The organism is Pseudomonas sp. GW822-FHT01E03 (assembly GCF_058802985.1).
On the sequence record NZ_JBXAOQ010000009.1, the window covers coordinates 95,182 to 109,702 of the forward strand.

15 protein-coding genes are annotated in these 14,521 nt (G+C 61.5%); 7 read left to right on the plus strand and 8 right to left on the minus strand.

The genetic code is table 11. The annotated features are described in order from the left end of the window. Positions 1 to 27 precede the first annotated feature (27 nt). From recQ to AC1RP7_RS18890, 4 genes are all read left to right on the plus strand, one after another. The gene (recQ, locus tag AC1RP7_RS18875) at positions 28 to 2,154 is read left to right on the plus strand and encodes a DNA helicase RecQ (RefSeq protein WP_057715948.1); all 2,127 of its coding nucleotides are present in this window, start codon (positions 28 to 30) and stop codon (positions 2,152 to 2,154) included. 119 nt (positions 2,155 to 2,273) lie between these two features. Beyond that, positions 2,274 to 2,708 (plus strand): MarR family transcriptional regulator, encoded by a 435-nt coding sequence (locus AC1RP7_RS18880; protein WP_007984163.1) that lies wholly within the window; start codon positions 2,274 to 2,276, stop codon positions 2,706 to 2,708. A gap of 127 nt (positions 2,709 to 2,835) precedes the next feature. Next, positions 2,836 to 4,083, plus strand: a complete 1,248-nt coding sequence (locus AC1RP7_RS18885) for a type IV pilus assembly protein FimV (protein WP_493181627.1) — start codon at positions 2,836 to 2,838, stop codon at positions 4,081 to 4,083. Between the two features lie 33 nt (positions 4,084 to 4,116). After that, positions 4,117 to 4,404: an Rdx family protein gene (locus AC1RP7_RS18890; protein WP_057715946.1), complete on the plus strand. Its 288-nt coding sequence runs from the start codon at positions 4,117 to 4,119 to the stop codon at positions 4,402 to 4,404. Here AC1RP7_RS18890 and AC1RP7_RS18895 read toward each other — a convergent pair. Together AC1RP7_RS18895 and AC1RP7_RS18900 are read right to left on the minus strand one after the other, a co-directional pair. After that, positions 4,398 to 5,291 carry a DMT family transporter gene (locus AC1RP7_RS18895; RefSeq protein WP_057715945.1) on the minus strand — a complete coding sequence of 298 codons (894 nt, stop codon included), beginning with the start codon at positions 5,289 to 5,291 and terminating at the stop codon, positions 4,398 to 4,400. The genes AC1RP7_RS18890 and AC1RP7_RS18895 overlap by 7 nt on opposite strands. Before the next feature lie 77 nt (positions 5,292 to 5,368). Continuing rightward, positions 5,369 to 6,127, minus strand: a complete 759-nt coding sequence (locus tag AC1RP7_RS18900) for a helix-turn-helix transcriptional regulator (RefSeq protein ID WP_493181629.1) — start codon at positions 6,125 to 6,127, stop codon at positions 5,369 to 5,371. Between the two features lie 134 nt (positions 6,128 to 6,261). Between AC1RP7_RS18900 and AC1RP7_RS18905 the strand changes: the two genes are divergently transcribed. After that, positions 6,262 to 7,077 (plus strand): UDP-2,3-diacylglucosamine diphosphatase, encoded by an 816-nt coding sequence (locus AC1RP7_RS18905; RefSeq protein ID WP_218497006.1) that lies wholly within the window; start codon positions 6,262 to 6,264, stop codon positions 7,075 to 7,077. A gap of 147 nt (positions 7,078 to 7,224) precedes the next feature. On the opposite strand, the gene AC1RP7_RS18910 is transcribed toward AC1RP7_RS18905, so the two are convergent. Both AC1RP7_RS18910 and AC1RP7_RS18915 read right to left on the minus strand, forming a co-directional pair. Continuing rightward, on the minus strand, positions 7,225 to 7,815 hold the full coding sequence (locus AC1RP7_RS18910) for an HD domain-containing protein (protein WP_493181631.1): 591 nt from the start codon (positions 7,813 to 7,815) through the stop codon (positions 7,225 to 7,227). Between the two features lie 27 nt (positions 7,816 to 7,842). Next, a complete protein-coding gene (locus AC1RP7_RS18915; RefSeq protein WP_218497011.1) occupies positions 7,843 to 8,154 on the minus strand; it encodes an Mpo1-like protein in 312 nt (103 codons plus the stop codon). Between the two features lie 159 nt (positions 8,155 to 8,313). Here AC1RP7_RS18915 and AC1RP7_RS18920 point away from each other — a divergent pair, with 159 nt between their 5' ends. Continuing rightward, entirely contained in the window at positions 8,314 to 9,375 is a 1,062-nt protein-coding gene (locus tag AC1RP7_RS18920; RefSeq protein WP_079246791.1) for an AraC family transcriptional regulator, read from the plus strand. Here the strand turns inward: AC1RP7_RS18920 and AC1RP7_RS18925 are convergent. Further along, positions 9,332 to 10,786 carry a TrkH family potassium uptake protein gene (locus tag AC1RP7_RS18925; RefSeq protein WP_057715939.1) on the minus strand — a complete coding sequence of 485 codons (1,455 nt, stop codon included), beginning with the start codon at positions 10,784 to 10,786 and terminating at the stop codon, positions 9,332 to 9,334. The genes AC1RP7_RS18920 and AC1RP7_RS18925 overlap by 44 nt on opposite strands. Positions 10,787 to 10,907: 121 nt before the next feature. On the opposite strand from AC1RP7_RS18925, the gene AC1RP7_RS18930 reads away from it, so the two are divergent. Next, complete coding sequence (locus tag AC1RP7_RS18930; RefSeq protein WP_090453776.1) at positions 10,908 to 11,474, plus strand: NAD(P)H nitroreductase; 567 nt, start codon at positions 10,908 to 10,910, stop codon at positions 11,472 to 11,474. Positions 11,475 to 11,612: 138 nt separating this feature from the next. Here AC1RP7_RS18930 and AC1RP7_RS18935 read toward each other — a convergent pair whose 3' ends face one another. The 3 genes from AC1RP7_RS18935 to AC1RP7_RS18945 all read right to left on the minus strand — a co-directional run bounded on the left by AC1RP7_RS18935 (position 11,613) and on the right by AC1RP7_RS18945 (position 14,519). After that, positions 11,613 to 12,956 carry a sensor histidine kinase gene (locus tag AC1RP7_RS18935; protein WP_218497013.1) on the minus strand — a complete coding sequence of 448 codons (1,344 nt, stop codon included), beginning with the start codon at positions 12,954 to 12,956 and terminating at the stop codon, positions 11,613 to 11,615. 187 nt (positions 12,957 to 13,143) lie between these two features. Next, positions 13,144 to 13,593 carry a Spy/CpxP family protein refolding chaperone gene (locus tag AC1RP7_RS18940; RefSeq protein WP_090453778.1) on the minus strand — a complete coding sequence of 150 codons (450 nt, stop codon included), beginning with the start codon at positions 13,591 to 13,593 and terminating at the stop codon, positions 13,144 to 13,146. Between the two features lie 248 nt (positions 13,594 to 13,841). Beyond that, positions 13,842 to 14,519 (minus strand): response regulator transcription factor, encoded by a 678-nt coding sequence (locus AC1RP7_RS18945; RefSeq protein WP_007984138.1) that lies wholly within the window; start codon positions 14,517 to 14,519, stop codon positions 13,842 to 13,844. Positions 14,520 to 14,521 lie beyond the last annotated feature (2 nt).

Genomic DNA, 14,521 nt, shown 5'->3' on the forward strand with positions numbered 1-14,521 from the left:
GATGTTTCGGTGATTTTTGGAGTTTTTATGCTCGAACAGGCTCAACGCGTCCTCAAGGACATCTTCGGCTACGACAGTTTCCGTGGCCGCCAGGGTGCAATCATTGAGCGCGTGGCCAGCGGCGGCGATGCCCTGGTCCTGATGCCTACCGGCGGCGGCAAGTCCCTGTGCTTCCAGGTTCCGGCGCTGTTGCGCGAAGGCCTGGCCGTGGTGGTCTCGCCGCTGATCGCACTGATGGACGATCAAGTCGCTACCCTCGAAGAACTGGGCGTGGCCGCCGCCGCGTTGAACTCCACCCTCAGTGCCGAGCAGCAACGCGACCTCGCCGCCCGTATCCGCCGCGGTGAAGTGAAAATGCTCTATCTGGCGCCGGAGCGCCTGGTCCAGCCGCGTATGTTGTCCTTCCTGCAGGGCCTGGACATCTCCCTGTTCGCCATCGACGAAGCGCACTGCGTGTCGCAATGGGGCCACGATTTCCGCCCGGAATACCTGCAACTGGGCCAGTTGGCGGAAATGTTCCCCGACGTGCCGCGCATCGCCCTGACCGCCACGGCCGACAAGCGCACCCGGGAAGAAATCGTCACCCGGCTGCACCTGCAAGACGCCGAGCGCTTCCTGTCGAGCTTCGACCGGCCGAACATCTTTTATCGCATCGTGCCCAAGGAACAGCCGCGCAAGCAGTTGCTGGCATTCCTCGCCGAGCGCCGTAGCGATGCGGGCATCGTGTATTGCCTGTCGCGCAAGAAAGTCGAGGAAGTCGCCGCGTTCCTCAGCGAGCAAGGCTTCCCGGCGCTGCCGTACCACGCCGGGCTACCCAATGATCTGCGGGCCTACCATCAGAAGCGCTTCCTCAATGAGGAAGGCCTGATCATGGTCGCGACGGTGGCGTTCGGCATGGGCATCGACAAGCCCAACGTGCGTTTTGTCGCGCACCTCGATTTGCCGAAATCCCTTGAGGCCTATTACCAGGAAACCGGTCGTGGTGGCCGTGACGGTCTGCCGGCGGATGCCTGGATGGCCTACGGCCTGCAAGACGTGGTGATGCTCAAGCAGATGCTGCAGAACTCCGAAGGCGACGAACGCCACAAGCGTCTGGAGCAGCACAAGCTCGACGCCATGCTCTCGCTCTGTGAAGAAACCCGCTGCCGTCGACAAACGCTGCTGGCCTACTTCGACGAAGACATGCCCGAGCCCTGCGGTCATTGCGACAACTGCGTCGACGGCGTGCAGACCTGGGATGCCACGGAGCCTGCGCGTCAGGCGCTGTCGGCGATCTACCGCACCGGTCAGCGCTACGGCGTCGGGCACCTGGTGGATGTATTGCTGGGCAAGGACAACGAGAAGGTCCGCAGCTTCGGCCATCAGCACCTGTCGGTGTATGGTGTTGGCAAGACGATGGCGGAGGGCGAATGGCGCTCGTTGTTCCGCCAACTGGTGGCCCGTGGTCTGGCGGACATCGACCTCGAAGGCTACGGTGGCCTGCGCCTGAGCGACAGCTGCCGGCCGCTGCTCAAGGGTGAAGTGACCCTGGAACTGCGCCGCGATCTCAAGGCGCAAACCGTGGCGAAAAGCAGCAAGAGCCAGGCGAGCCAGCTGGTCCGTGGCGAGGAGCGCGAACAATGGGAAGCCTTGCGCGCCCTGCGTCGCAAGCTCGCCGAAGAACATGGCGTGCCGCCGTATGTCATCTTCCCCGACTCGACCTTGCTGGAGATGCTGCGCAGCCAGCCGACCTCGCTGGCGGAAATGGCCACGGTCAGTGGTGTCGGCGCGCGCAAGCTGGAGCGTTACGGCGAGGCCTTCCTCGAAGTGCTCGGCGGCCAGGTCGAGGCGCCGAAACCGGTGGCCGACGTACGTCACGAACTGATCACGCTGGCGCGGGCCGGGATGACGCCGGTGCAGATCGCCGGTCAGTTGCAGTGCTCGGAAAAGAACGTCTACACCATGCTGGCCGAAGCGATCGGCAAGCAGCAGTTGTCGTTGGAACAGGCGCTGGATCTGCCTGAAGACCTGATGGGTGAAGTCCAGGACGCCTTCCTCGACGGCGAAGGCGAGTTGCCGCCGGTTTCCGAGATCGCCGCGCTATTCGCGGGCCGGGTGCCGGAAGGGGTGTTGTACTGCGTTCGCGCTGCCTTGCAGTCGGAGTTCGAGATTTGAGACATCCGTAGTGCTGATGTAACGATTCACTACAGATCAAGCCTTGCCTCAAGTCGAGGCTCATGCTTAGCTGACTAATAATTAGTTTTTATTTATTTCAGTCTAATCATGAGTGTTTTATGCCGTTAACCGATCAACACCGCTTTGGCATGCAATTGGCCCAGATGTCCCGTGGCTGGCGTGCCGAACTGGACCGCCGACTGGCGGGCATGGGCTTGTCCCAGGCACGCTGGCTGGTGCTGCTGCACCTGGCCCGTTTCGAAGAAGCACCGACCCAGCGTGAGCTGGCACAAAGCGTCGGCGTCGAAGGTCCGACCCTGGCCCGTTTACTCGACAGCCTGGAAAGCCAGGGCCTGGTGCAACGCCAGGCAGTGCTGGAAGACCGTCGGGCGAAGAAAATCGTGCTCTGCGCGCCAGCGCGTCCCTTGATCGAACAAATTGAAACCATTGCCACGCAACTGCGTCACGAACTGTTCGAAGGCGTCGATGAGGCGGATTTGAAGGTGTGCATGCGGGTTCACGGGCACATCCTGGGCAACCTTGAAAAGTCTTGAGGCATAACCGAACGCCAGGTTTTTGAGAGACCGCATTGGACAGACTATAAGAACTACTCGGCAATATCGTGTTCGTAACGGATGTACGAACCCGTGCGGATGGTTTCTGTAGATCTCAAGGATGCTCATGCTCAAGTGTTGGCGATTGGTTTTACGCGGTGGTTCTCTGTGGTTGCTGGCCGGGGCCGCGGTCACTTATTCGGCATGGGCACCTGCGCTGGGCCTGGGTGAAATCACCCTGCATTCGGCGCTGAATCAACCGCTGCGTGCCGATATCGCACTGGTGGATGCTGCTGGCGTGGAGGAAAACCAGCTGTCAGTGAGCCTGGCAACGGCAGACGAGTTCAGCCGTGCCGGGGTCGACCGGGCGTTTTTCCTCAGCAACCTGAAGTTCACCCCGGTGTTGCGCGGTAATCGCAGCGTGATACAGGTGACCTCCAACAAACCGGTGAGTGAGCCGTTCCTGAATTTCCTCGTGCAGCTCAATCAGCCTAATGGGCGATTGCTGCGTGAGTACACGTTACTGATCGATCCGCCGGGTGCGCCTGGGGTTGTTCCCGCCGCTGATGAAGCGGCATCCGGTTCCCCGGTGTCCGCATTCCCCCGTGTTAAACCGGTCGTGGCGCCGTCACCCGTGGCCAGGACGACACCGGAAACGGACGCCGCAGTGGTTGATCCCGCTGTCGAACAACTGGCCGCCAGCGCCCTGCAAAACCACCAGTTGCAAACCACTGTCGATGAGCTCAACGCGAAGCTTCAAGGCCAGGATGAGCTGATCGCCGGCCAGAAAAAACATTTGGCCGAGCTGCAAACCCAACTCGCGGAGCTCCAGAAGGTAAAGGCCCAACCGGTTGCTTCCGACGTGGCGACGCCAGCCCCTGTTGTTGCTGAAACCCCCGGGATTGGCTGGCTGCCGATTGCCGGTTTGTCGGCGCTGATAGCGTTGCTGGCGCTGGGCTGGTTTGTTCGCCGCCAGCAGCATCAAGCCACAGCGTCAGAGGCGCTGCCGTCGCAGCATGAACCGCTGGCTGAGCTCTTTACCGAGCCAGTGATGTGGCCCTCCGTCATGCAACCATCCACTGGGCATCGCGACGGGGTGCCGGCCAACGACGAGCTTGAACGGGTCGATAGCCATCGTTCCGTCCCGGTTGCTGTTGCCATGGCGGTGGTTCCGGGTTTGGCGATATCCGGCGAATCCGCTACGGACGATGAGTACCGGCTCAACCTGGAGGAGCTGTCCATGGCGTCCAGTTGGGACGTGATCAGTCTGACCGAGAACCCGCAGCCGGCGGCTCTGGCCATGATCGAGTCTGAGTTCGAGTTGGAGATGCAACCCGTTGCGCCGTCTCGACAGCCTCCGGTCGAGCTATCATAGCGGCGTCGTCAAACTCTGGAGTCAGGTCCCATCATGACCGTCAACAAACCGGAAATCATCATCACCTACTGCACGCAATGCCAATGGCTGTTGCGTGCGGCCTGGCTGGCCCAGGAACTGCTCAGCACCTTTGGTGATGACCTGGGCAAAGTCTCCCTGGTGCCAGGCACCGGCGGGGTCTTTCATATCTACTGTGACGCCGTGCAGATCTGGGAGCGCAAGGCGGACGGTGGCTTCCCCGAGGCCAAAGTGCTCAAGCAGCGGGTCCGCGACCAGATCGACCCGGACCGCGACCTGGGGCACAACGACCGCACTCAGTGAGATGTGGCCTCGGCTGCAATGGCTTTCTTGCTTGTGCCACTTGAGAACCGGCTGGAGACCACAATCGCCACAATGATCAGCGCACCCCCCAGCAACATGCGCAGGGTCGGGTTTTCGTTGAACAGCAGCCAGGCGACGGTGATGCCGTAGACCGGCTCCAGGGCGAACACCACGGCGGCAGTGCGTGCCTTGATCACCGCGAGGCTGGCGACGAACAGGCTGTGGGCGACACCGGTACAGAACACACCGAGCAGGCCGATCCACAGCCAGTCGATGGCGCGCACTTCGCTCAATTGAGGCGCCGCCACCGGCAGCAGGCACAGGGCAACCACCACGTTCTGGCACAGCGCCGCCTGTACCGGCGGAACTCGCCCGGAGCTGGCACGGTTGGTCAGTGACAGCAGGGCGAACAACAATCCGGAACCCACGGCCCACAGCAGGCCGGTGGTGGCGCCGCTGGCGAGGTCAAAATCGGGCGTGACCAGCACCAGGCCGACACTCACCAGCAGCACCAGCACGATCTCATTGGCGCGAATGCGCTCGCGGAAGATCAACCCTTCGAGGATCACGGTAAAGGCCGGGAAACTGGCGAAACCGAGCGTCGCAATCGCCACGCCTGCGACTTTCACCGCAATGAAGAAGCTCACCCAGTGTCCGGCCAGCAACAAGCCGCTGAGCAACAGCCGACGCCAGTCCATGGCCTCGAGTTTCTGCCAGCGCGTCTGGCTGGCGAACCGTGCAAAAAACGCCAGCGCGAGCACGGCGAAAGCGGCACGGCCGAAAACGATGATCGCCGGGGACGCAGCGGCCAGTTTGCCGAACACACCGGTCAGGCCGAACATCAATGCGCCTATATGCAAGGCGCCAAGGGCGGTACGGGGAGTCATTGCAATCCTTAACGACAAACGAACGGAGGCCTCATTGAAGCGCGTAATGGCCCATCAAGTCTGTCGGCAAACTCGCGTTATTTGTCGCCAGCCTCGCGCCGCAGTTTTCCGGGGGATGCCCCGAACTCGCGCAGCACCGCCGCCGCGAAGGCACTCTGGGAGCTGTAGCCGACGCGGCTGGCAATCTCGCCGATGGGCAACGCCGAATTGCGCAGCAAGCCCACCGCGATGTGCAGGCGTCGGCTGCGGATGTAGTCCATCGGCGTCTGCCCGCATTCGGCCACGAACCGCGCATGCAAACGGGCACTGGAAAGGCCGGCGACCCGGGCCAGGTCGGCCACTTGTAACGGGTACGCCGCGTACTGATCGATGTGTGCGTTCAGCGCCGCGTAGGGCAGGCGCCGACCGCCGACGGCCTCGGGCCTGGCGTTGTTGAGGCTGGCCAGCAAAAGCACCGCGCCTTGTTGAGCGATCAGCGGATCATCGACCGGACTGTTCGCCAGCCAACTGACCAAATGGCTTTGCCCGGCGTCCAGGGGCAGGCGCCCGGCGTTGTCGAGCAGGCGTCGGCTGGACTCGGCGTGATCGCCCAACGACTGGGCAACCCATTGTTCGCTGGGGACATCCAGCACCAGGCAGCGGCTGCCATTGGTGCTGCCACACGCGTGATGCGCTCCGGAGGGCACCACCACGAAACTCTGCTGGACCACCTGGCTGCCACGGCCGTCGACCTCGAAATCCAGGGCGCCCGAGAGCCCGAACACCAGTTGCGCGTGTTCGTGGCTATGGACGATCAGGTCGTGGCTGTATTGGCGAAGCGTGAGGATCGGTCTCATCGCGGGTCTCCCGGTTCAGGGCGTCAGTCTACACCGAGCGGGCCAACAAGCGCTGTCACAGGACTGACTTGACGCTGTCATGGACCATTAACCGGGCCGGGGCAGACTTGGCAAAACTTGTCAGAGGGTTGCCCATGACCAGCGCCGAGCTCGCCAAACCCACCCGTAAGCAACGCGTACGGACTTTATGGATTTCCGACGTGCATTTGGGCACCCGGGATTGCCAGGCTGAACACCTGTCGCAGTTTCTCAAGAGCTACCACGCAGACAAGATCTACCTGGTCGGCGACATCATCGACGGTTGGAAACTGCGCGGCGGCATGTACTGGCCGCAAGCACACACCAACGTCATCCGTCGCCTGCTGACCATGAGCAAGCGTGGTACCGAGGTGATCTACGTCACCGGCAACCACGACGAATTCCTGCGCCGCTATTCGAAGCTGATCCTGGGCAACATCCAGTTGGTCGACGAAGCCGTGCACATCACCGCCGACGGCCGACACCTGCTGGTGATACACGGCGACCAGTTCGATGTGATCACCCGTTACCATCGCTGGCTGGCGTTTCTCGGTGACTCGGCCTACGAATTCACCCTGACCCTCAACCGCTGGCTCAATCATTGGCGCGCGCGATATGGCTACGGCTACTGGTCGCTGTCGGCCTACCTCAAGCACAAGGTGAAAACCGCGGTCAGCTTCATCAGCGACTTCGAAGAAGCCATCGCCCATGAATGCGTCAAGCGCGAGCTGCACGGAGTGGTGTGCGGGCACATTCACCATGCCGAGATTCGCAAGGTCGGCGAGGTGGACTACCTCAATTGCGGCGATTGGGTGGAATCGTGCACCGCGCTGATCGAGCACTGGGATGGCTCGATCGAGTTGTATCGACTGGCGGATGCCCAGGCGCGCGAGGCACAGATGAAGGCGGGCAGGGTTGCGGAGTTGGCCTGATAATCATTCGGTGTTTGTACTGGCCTCTTCGCGGGCAAGCCCGCTCCCACAGGGTTAACTGGCGGTCACAAGTGCTGCGTTCACCTTCGCCCATTGTGGGAGCGGGCTTGCCCGCGAATGGAGCGCGAAGCGGTCCCGCTGGATCTGTCAGGCTGGCGAATGTTCTTCCATCGCCGCCTTGTAGATCGAATTCCTGGGGTGCGCAAACAGGCGCTCCATCATCGGCTCGAAAAAGCTCAACGGCAGCGTGTCGTACGCCGGATCAAACGCCGCCGCATCGTATTTGGCGCAGAACTCGACGGTCGCCTGGTACTGCGGATGGTCCTTGAATTGCTCGCGCAAGTGCCGATCCATACCCAAGTGATGGAAGAAGTAGTAGCCCTGGAAAATCCCGTGCTTTTCCACCATCCACAAGTTCTCGGCGCTGACGAACGGCTTGAGGATCGCCGCCGCGATGTCCGGGTGATTGTAGGTGCCCAGGGTGTCGCCGATATCGTGGAGCAGGGCGCAGACCACGTACTCCTCGTCGCGACCATCGCGCCAGGCGCGGCTGGCGGTTTGCAGGGAGTGGGTCAGGCGATCCACCGGGAAGCCGCCAAAATCCCCCTCCAGCAACTTCAGGTGCGCCACGATCCTTGTCGGCAATTGTCGCGCATAGGCACTGAAGTCCGCGGCGATGATCGCCCAATCTTCCTGTGTGCCGTCCTTCATGTGGGTGAAGCGGGCATTGGCATTCATCGGTAACTCTCTTGTGACGCAAGTCAGCTAGAACGGAACGCGCCCCAGGACCATGTCCCGGTACATGACAAAATCGCCGAGCAGGCTATAGAAGGGGTGTTGGAACGTTGCCGGGCGGTTCTTCTCGAAGAAGAAATGCCCGACCCAGGCAAAGCTGTAGCCTGCCAGTGGCAGGGTCCACAACAGAATCCATGCTCCGCGACCAATGGTCAGCGTCAGAATCAAGATAACCAGGGTCGTGCCGATAAAGTGTAAACGGCGGCAGGTACTGTTGCTGTGCTCACTGAGGTAGTAAGGATAGAACTCAGCGAAGCTGTTGAATCGTTTGACGTTTTCCACGACAGCGATCTCTGTGGTTATTGTTCTTGCTGCAAGTTGTTCTGCGGGTAGCTTATTTGAGTCTAGAGTGATCAATGGCATCAGCCACTGACAATAGGCGCCACTTTAGTATCCTTCGGTCAATAGCCGTAGCATGCGGCCACCATGTAAGAAAACGCCATGAGCGAACGAACGACTTCTGCAAGCTGGGCGATGGGGATTGTCAAAGCGCTGGAGATGGACGGCCTGGATTGCCGGGCTCTGTTCAAGCAGTTGGGGCTCGACTACGCGGCACTGGATGATCCGGACGCACGCTTCCCCCAAGATTCCATGACCCGGTTGTGGCAACGCGCGGTCGAGCTGTCCGGGAACCCGGCCATCGGCCTGAACATGGGCAAGGTGCTGCGACCGGCGCAGTTTCATGTGGCCGGTTACGCCTTGATGTCCAGCCGGACCCTGGCCGAAGGCTTTCAGCGTCTGGTGCGCTATCAGCGGATCATCGCCGAAAGTGCCGACCTGAGTTTCCAGCTACTGGAAGAAGGCTACGGGCTGATTCTGACGGTGCATGGCGATCATCTGCCGCCGACCCGGCAAAGCGCCGAAGCTTCAATGGCCTGTGCCTTGGCGCTGTGTGGCTGGTTGACCGGGCGTACGTTGCAACCGCGCAAAGTGTTGTTGCAAGGTACCGAGCCGGTCAATCTGGAACCCTATAAACAAGCTTTCCATGCACCGCTGGTGTTCAACGCACCTTACGATGCGCTGATTTTCGAACCCGCCGATATGGAAGCGCCGCTGCCGACGGCCAACGAGGCCATGGCGTTGCTGCATGACCGCTTTGCCGGCGAGTACCTGGCGCGTTTTTCCGAAAGCCGCGTGACCCACAAGGCGCGGCAGGTGTTGTGCCGCCTGTTGCCCCAAGGCGAACCCAAGCGCGATACCGTGGCGCAGACGCTGCATCTGTCCCAGCGCACCTTGCAGCGGCGCTTGCAGGAAGAGGGTACGAGTTTTCAGGCGCTGCTGGACGATACCCGGCGCGAACTGGCCGAACAGTACCTGGCACGACCGAACATGACCTTGCTGGAAATTGCCTACTTGCTGGGGTTTGCCGATCCGAGCAACTTCTTCCGTGCTTTCCGGCGCTGGTTCGATGCCACACCCGGCGAGTACCGGATGCGGCTGATGCAAGCACCTGATGCGGTCAATGACGCCAAAATGCCGGAATACACAGCACAAACACCGTAATGATCTCCAGTCGGCCCAACAGCATGCCGAACGAGAGAATCCACTTGGCGGCATCCGGCAGGGTGGCGAAGTTGCCCGCCGGGCCGATGGTTTCGCCGAGCCCCGGGCCGACACCGGACACGGTACTGGCCGCGCCGGTGAGGGCGGTCATCCAGTCCACGCCGAGCAGCGACAGCAGCAGCGCGATCACACAGATGGTGATTGCAAAGAAGAACGAAAAGGTCAGGATCGACCGCACGATTTCTTCGTCGAGGCGGTGACCGTTGTACTTCTGCTTGATCACCGCCCGCGGGTGAATCAGCTGGTTAAGGTTGGCCTTGAGCAGGATATAGGCCACCTGGAAGCGGAAAATCTTGATCCCGCCCGCGGTCGAGCCGGAACAACCGCCGATAAACCCCAGGTAGAAAAACAGCATCAGCGAGAAATTGCCCCAGAGACTGTAGTCCCCCAGCGCGAAACCGGTCGTCGTCACCACCGATGTCACGTTCAGCGCCACATGCCGCAACGCCTCCAGCCAATGCAGCTGGGTAGTCCACCAATACCAGGTGCCGAGCACCAGCCAAGTCACCAGCAGCATGCCGAGCAGGCCTTGAACCTGTTCGTCCTTGATCAGCGCCCGACGGTTTCCACGCAACGTGGCCACATACAGGGTGAACGGCAGGGCACCGAGAATCATGATGACGATCGCTACCCAATGCACCGCCGGTTGCGGCCACTTGGCCAAAGACTGGTCGGAGGTCGAGAAGCCGCCGGTGGAAATGGCCGACATCGCATGGTTGATGGCGTCGAACGGGCTCATCCCGGCCCACCAGAACGCCAGGCTGCCGACAATGGTAATGCCGACGTAGGCCGCCACGATCAGCCGCGCCACCATGTGTGAGCGGGGCATGACCTTTTCCGAGCGGTCCGACGATTCGGTCTGGAACAGCCGCATGCCGCCGATGCGCAACAGCGGCAGGATCGCCACCGCCATGCCGATGAAGCCGATGCCGCCGATCCAGTGCAGCAACGAGCGCCACATCAGGATGCCGGGGGACATGTTGTCCAGGCCGTTGAGCACGGTTGCGCCAGTGGCGGTGATGCCGGACATGCTTTCGAAGAATGAATCGGTGTAGCTGATGTGCTGGGTCAGCAGGAATGGCAGCGCGGCGAAGATGCACACCACCAGCCAACTGCTGACGGTCAGCAGGTACATGTCCCGGGGGCGCAGGTGAACATGTTCGGGGCGCCCTGGAATCACCAGCGCCAAACCGGCGACAAAGGTGATCATGCTGGCCCAGAGGAACGACGGCAGATCGCTGGTGCGCTCGAAAATGACCAGCGTGGCCATGGGCACGACCATGGAGATCGCCAGCGTGATCAGGAAGATGCCGATGATGAAACCAATGATCCGTAAGGTCGGCAACGCCATGAGGTCCGCTCGGCTGATAGTGGAAAGGGCGCCATTCTACCTGCGGGGCAGGGCATGTAAACCGGCACTGCTGCGACAGTTACAGCTAGAATAGCCGCACAAATTTTTCAGGAGGTGGCCGATGCAGGCTCTCGACGCTTTGCTCAACCGTGTTTCCGTTCCACGACTGATTGACCCTGCACCCACTGCCGAGCAGCGCGAGGTGCTGTTTGGCGCCGCCATGCGCGCTCCGGATCACGGTCACTTGCAGCCTTGGCGTTTCCTGACGGTGGAAGGCGCGGCGCGTGAGCAGATGGGCGAGTTGCTGGCCGAGGCGGCGAAACTGCAAGACAGCGAAGTCGGCGAAGCGGCCATCGACAAGGCGCGCAATAATCCACTGCGTGCACCACTGGTGGTGGTGGTGATTGCGCGGTTGCAGGATCACGTCAAGTATCCGAAGTCCGAGCAATTGCTGGCGGCAGGCTGTGCGGCCCACGGGATTTTGCTCGCAGCGTATGCGCAGGGCATTGGCGCGGTGTGGCGTACCGGTGACCTGGCTTACTCGCCCCATGTGGCCAAGGGTTTGGGCCTGGCGGAAGGGGAGGAGGTGATTGCTTTCCTGTATCTGGGCACACCGCAGAAAGAACCGCGCGTGGCCGAGAAAGTTGACCTGGCCGAGTTCGTCAGCGCCTGGCCGGGCAAAGTCTGACACCGCAAAACCTGTGGGAGCGAGCTTGCTCGCGATAGCGGCCGGTCAGTCAATTTGATTGTTGAGAGTGCCGCCGTCATCGCGAGCAAGCTCACTCCCACAGTAGATCCAGGTAGCTCACATCAAAGGGTGTCCGTTTCAGGGCTGTACGACAGCCCCCGGCACCAACGGCAATTCCAGGCTGGCAATGAACCCGCCTTCCGGGTGATTGGCCAGCACCAGGCTGCCGCCATGTCGCTCCGCCGCGCGCCGGGCGATGGCAAGGCCCAGGCCGTGTCCGGCCGCAGTCTGCCCCGGCGCCCGATAGAACGGCTCACCGAGCTGGCTCATGTATTCGGCACTGACACCGGGCCCATGATCGCGCACAGTCACGACGATCCGCTCACCCTGACGCAGCGCTTGCATTTCGATCGGTAGGCCGCCCACCGGATTGAAGCGCTGTGCATTGCGCAGCAGATTGTCGACGGCCCGTTCGATCATGGTCGGCCAGCCCTTCAGATTCAGTTGCGATTCGGCTTCGAGGTGGACCAGTTGCTCGGGTGAACCGAGTTGCGCATCCTTTTGCAGGGTATAGAGCAAGGCGTTCAGGTCCACCTCTTCCGCACTGGCGTTATCGGAGTCGACCCGCGCCAGTACCAGGATTTCGCTGATCAGCGCTTCCAGTCGGTCGCACTCGCGGGTCAGGCGCGGCCACAGCTGTTCCCGTTCTTGCGGGGTGGCCCGTTCGGCCAGTGCCAGCGCGATACGCAGGCGGGCGAGGGGCGAGCGCAGTTCATGGGACACATCCCGCAGCAGTTGCCGCTGACTGCCAATCAGGCTTTGCAGGCGCGCGCCCATGCGGTTGAAGTCGTTGGCCAGGACGCCGAACTCATCGCGACGGTTGGCCAGCTTGACCAGGCTGTTCTGTTGATACGTGGTTTGTCCCAGGTCATGCACCGCGCCGCGCAGACGGCTGAGCGGGCGAGTGATGGAGAAGGTCACCAGCAGGCTGAACAGGGTCAGCACCACCAGGGCGATCCCCAGCGCACTGAGCGGCCAGAGCAGGCTCTCGCGGTGCCAGGCGTCCAGTTCCGGGTGCGCAATGCGGTAGATGAACAGGTAGGTGTCACCGGTTTTTTCGCTGGTGAACTCATCGGTCAGACGCCGCCACGGCAGGCGCCGGTCCTCATTGTTCTGGCGCGCCTCAAAGGCCGCCGCACGTTTGGGGAAAGTGCCGCGCACCAGCGGATCGCCGCTTTCGTTAAGCACCTGAACGTCGATGTGATACTGGCGTTTGCGTTGCTGGAGAATGTCCTGGGCGGCGTCTTCACCCTGGCTTTCGTAGGTTTGCGTCCACTCTTCGGCCAGCGTGTTGAGGCCCGGGTGGCGGCTGAGAATCCATGCGTCCTGGTTGAGCATGTGCCCGAGCAGGATGGAAAGCCCTGCAACCAGGGCGATGGCCAGCCAGAAGCTGGCCAGGATACGCCAGAACAATGAACGCACAGGAAATCCTCAAACAAACACAGAATCCCATGTAGGAGCGAGCTTGCTCGCGAAAAACGCATAGACAACACGGGCTGCCTGATGCCGCGCGTTATCGTTGACGTCCATCGCGAGCAGGCTCGCTCCTACAGTAGATCAAAAGCATCAGACCCAACGGTGTTCAGCCGTCGGGTCCGGGGTCAGCGCATTATTGCGCCTTTTGCGGTTGTTGCGCTTTCCAGGCCTTGAACTCGGCCCACTCGGCGCGACGTTCAGCCTGTTTTTTCTGGATCTCGTCGAATTTCTTCTGTTGATCCGGTTTCAGCAAGGCGCGCACATCCGCTTCCGCTTTCTTGTGGTTGGCGGCCATCTCGTCCTTCATGGCTTTCTGGTCGGCTGGCGAGAGTTTCTCCAGGTACTTATCGACCAGTTGCTTACGCTCGTGCATCTGCTCGCCCATGATCTTGCGGATCTGCTCGCGCTGTTCGCGGCTCAGGTCCAGTTCACTGTACGGGCCTTTGCCGTGCATGCCGTGCATCTGACCGCCGTGGCGCGAGCCGTCCATCGACCCACCCATGGGGCCCGTGCCTTCAGGCATGGCCATGGCAACGGTCGGCAGGGCAGCAGCGAACATCAGAGCGATAAGAGTCTTGCGCATGGTGTATCTCCTTGTCTCGTTCCCGGTACGTTCCGGATGAGTACAGATTACGCAGATCAAGGTCAGCGGCGGTCAGCGGTACGTAAAGCTTGGGTAAAGATGATTTTGCGCCGACCTGACAAAACGTCCAGGTGCCTGACTGTAGGACCGAGCTCGCTCGCGATGGAGTTGAACGATTACGCGTGCTGTCTGGAAAAGCGCGTTGACTGTGAGACCATCGCGAGCAATCGAGCGTCGACCGGTTGCTCCTACAGGCTGTAGTAGTAACCGCGGCTGCGCAGGGCGACGATACGCGGGCGGCCATCGGGGTGTGGGCCGATCTTCTTGCGCAGGTTGCTGACGTGCATGTCCAGGCTGCGGTCGTACAGGGTCAGCTTGCGGCCGAGGGCGATCTGCGCCAGTTCCTGTTTGTCCAGGGGCTCGCCCGGTTGCTTGAGCAAGGCTTCCAGCAGGCGGCTTTCGGAGACGGTGAGGGTGAATTCCTGTTCGTCGATGCTGACCACGCCGCGCACCGGGCTGAAACACAGGTCGCCCAGTTCCATCTGGCTGGACACCGCCGCCGGGTGGCTACGGCGCAGGACTGCGCGCAAGCGGGCGGTCAGTTCCCGTGGGTCGCAGGGCTTGGCCAGGTAATCGTCGGCGCCGAGTTCCAGGCCGAGGATACGGTCCAGCGGTTCGCCCCGGGCCGAGAGCATCAGTACGGGCAAGTCCGGGTGATCGCTGCGCAACTGCTTGAGCAGTTCCAGGCCGCTGCCATCGGGCAACATCACATCCAGCACCACGGCCGCCGGGGCGGTTTCAGCCAGCGCGCGGCGTGCGCTCTGGCCGTCGTGACAGGCCCGAACCTGAAACCCTTCCTGGCTCAGCCAACTGCTCAGGAGCTCACACAGCTCCTGGTCATCATCAATAAGTAACAGCTCGCTCATGA

What these genes read in the sequence shown, in the direction of transcription:
- recQ (WP_057715948.1), top strand. Translation starts at nt 28, where the DNA reads ATGCTCGAACAGGCTCAACGCGTCCTCAAGGACATCTTCGGCTACGAC.
- AC1RP7_RS18880 (WP_007984163.1), top strand. Translation starts at nt 2,274, where the DNA reads ATGCCGTTAACCGATCAACACCGCTTTGGCATGCAATTGGCCCAGATG.
- AC1RP7_RS18885 (WP_493181627.1), top strand. Translation starts at nt 2,836, where the DNA reads ATGCTCAAGTGTTGGCGATTGGTTTTACGCGGTGGTTCTCTGTGGTTG.
- AC1RP7_RS18890 (WP_057715946.1), top strand. Translation starts at nt 4,117, where the DNA reads ATGACCGTCAACAAACCGGAAATCATCATCACCTACTGCACGCAATGC.
- AC1RP7_RS18895 (WP_057715945.1), bottom strand. Translation starts at nt 5,291, where the DNA reads ATGACTCCCCGTACCGCCCTTGGCGCCTTGCATATAGGCGCATTGATG.
- AC1RP7_RS18900 (WP_493181629.1), bottom strand. Translation starts at nt 6,127, where the DNA reads ATGAGACCGATCCTCACGCTTCGCCAATACAGCCACGACCTGATCGTC.
- AC1RP7_RS18905 (WP_218497006.1), top strand. Translation starts at nt 6,262, where the DNA reads ATGACCAGCGCCGAGCTCGCCAAACCCACCCGTAAGCAACGCGTACGG.
- AC1RP7_RS18910 (WP_493181631.1), bottom strand. Translation starts at nt 7,815, where the DNA reads ATGAATGCCAATGCCCGCTTCACCCACATGAAGGACGGCACACAGGAA.
- AC1RP7_RS18920 (WP_079246791.1), top strand. Translation starts at nt 8,314, where the DNA reads ATGAGCGAACGAACGACTTCTGCAAGCTGGGCGATGGGGATTGTCAAA.
- AC1RP7_RS18925 (WP_057715939.1), bottom strand. Translation starts at nt 10,786, where the DNA reads ATGGCGTTGCCGACCTTACGGATCATTGGTTTCATCATCGGCATCTTC.
- AC1RP7_RS18930 (WP_090453776.1), top strand. Translation starts at nt 10,908, where the DNA reads ATGCAGGCTCTCGACGCTTTGCTCAACCGTGTTTCCGTTCCACGACTG.
- AC1RP7_RS18940 (WP_090453778.1), bottom strand. Translation starts at nt 13,593, where the DNA reads ATGCGCAAGACTCTTATCGCTCTGATGTTCGCTGCTGCCCTGCCGACC.
- AC1RP7_RS18945 (WP_007984138.1), bottom strand. Translation starts at nt 14,519, where the DNA reads ATGAGCGAGCTGTTACTTATTGATGATGACCAGGAGCTGTGTGAGCTC.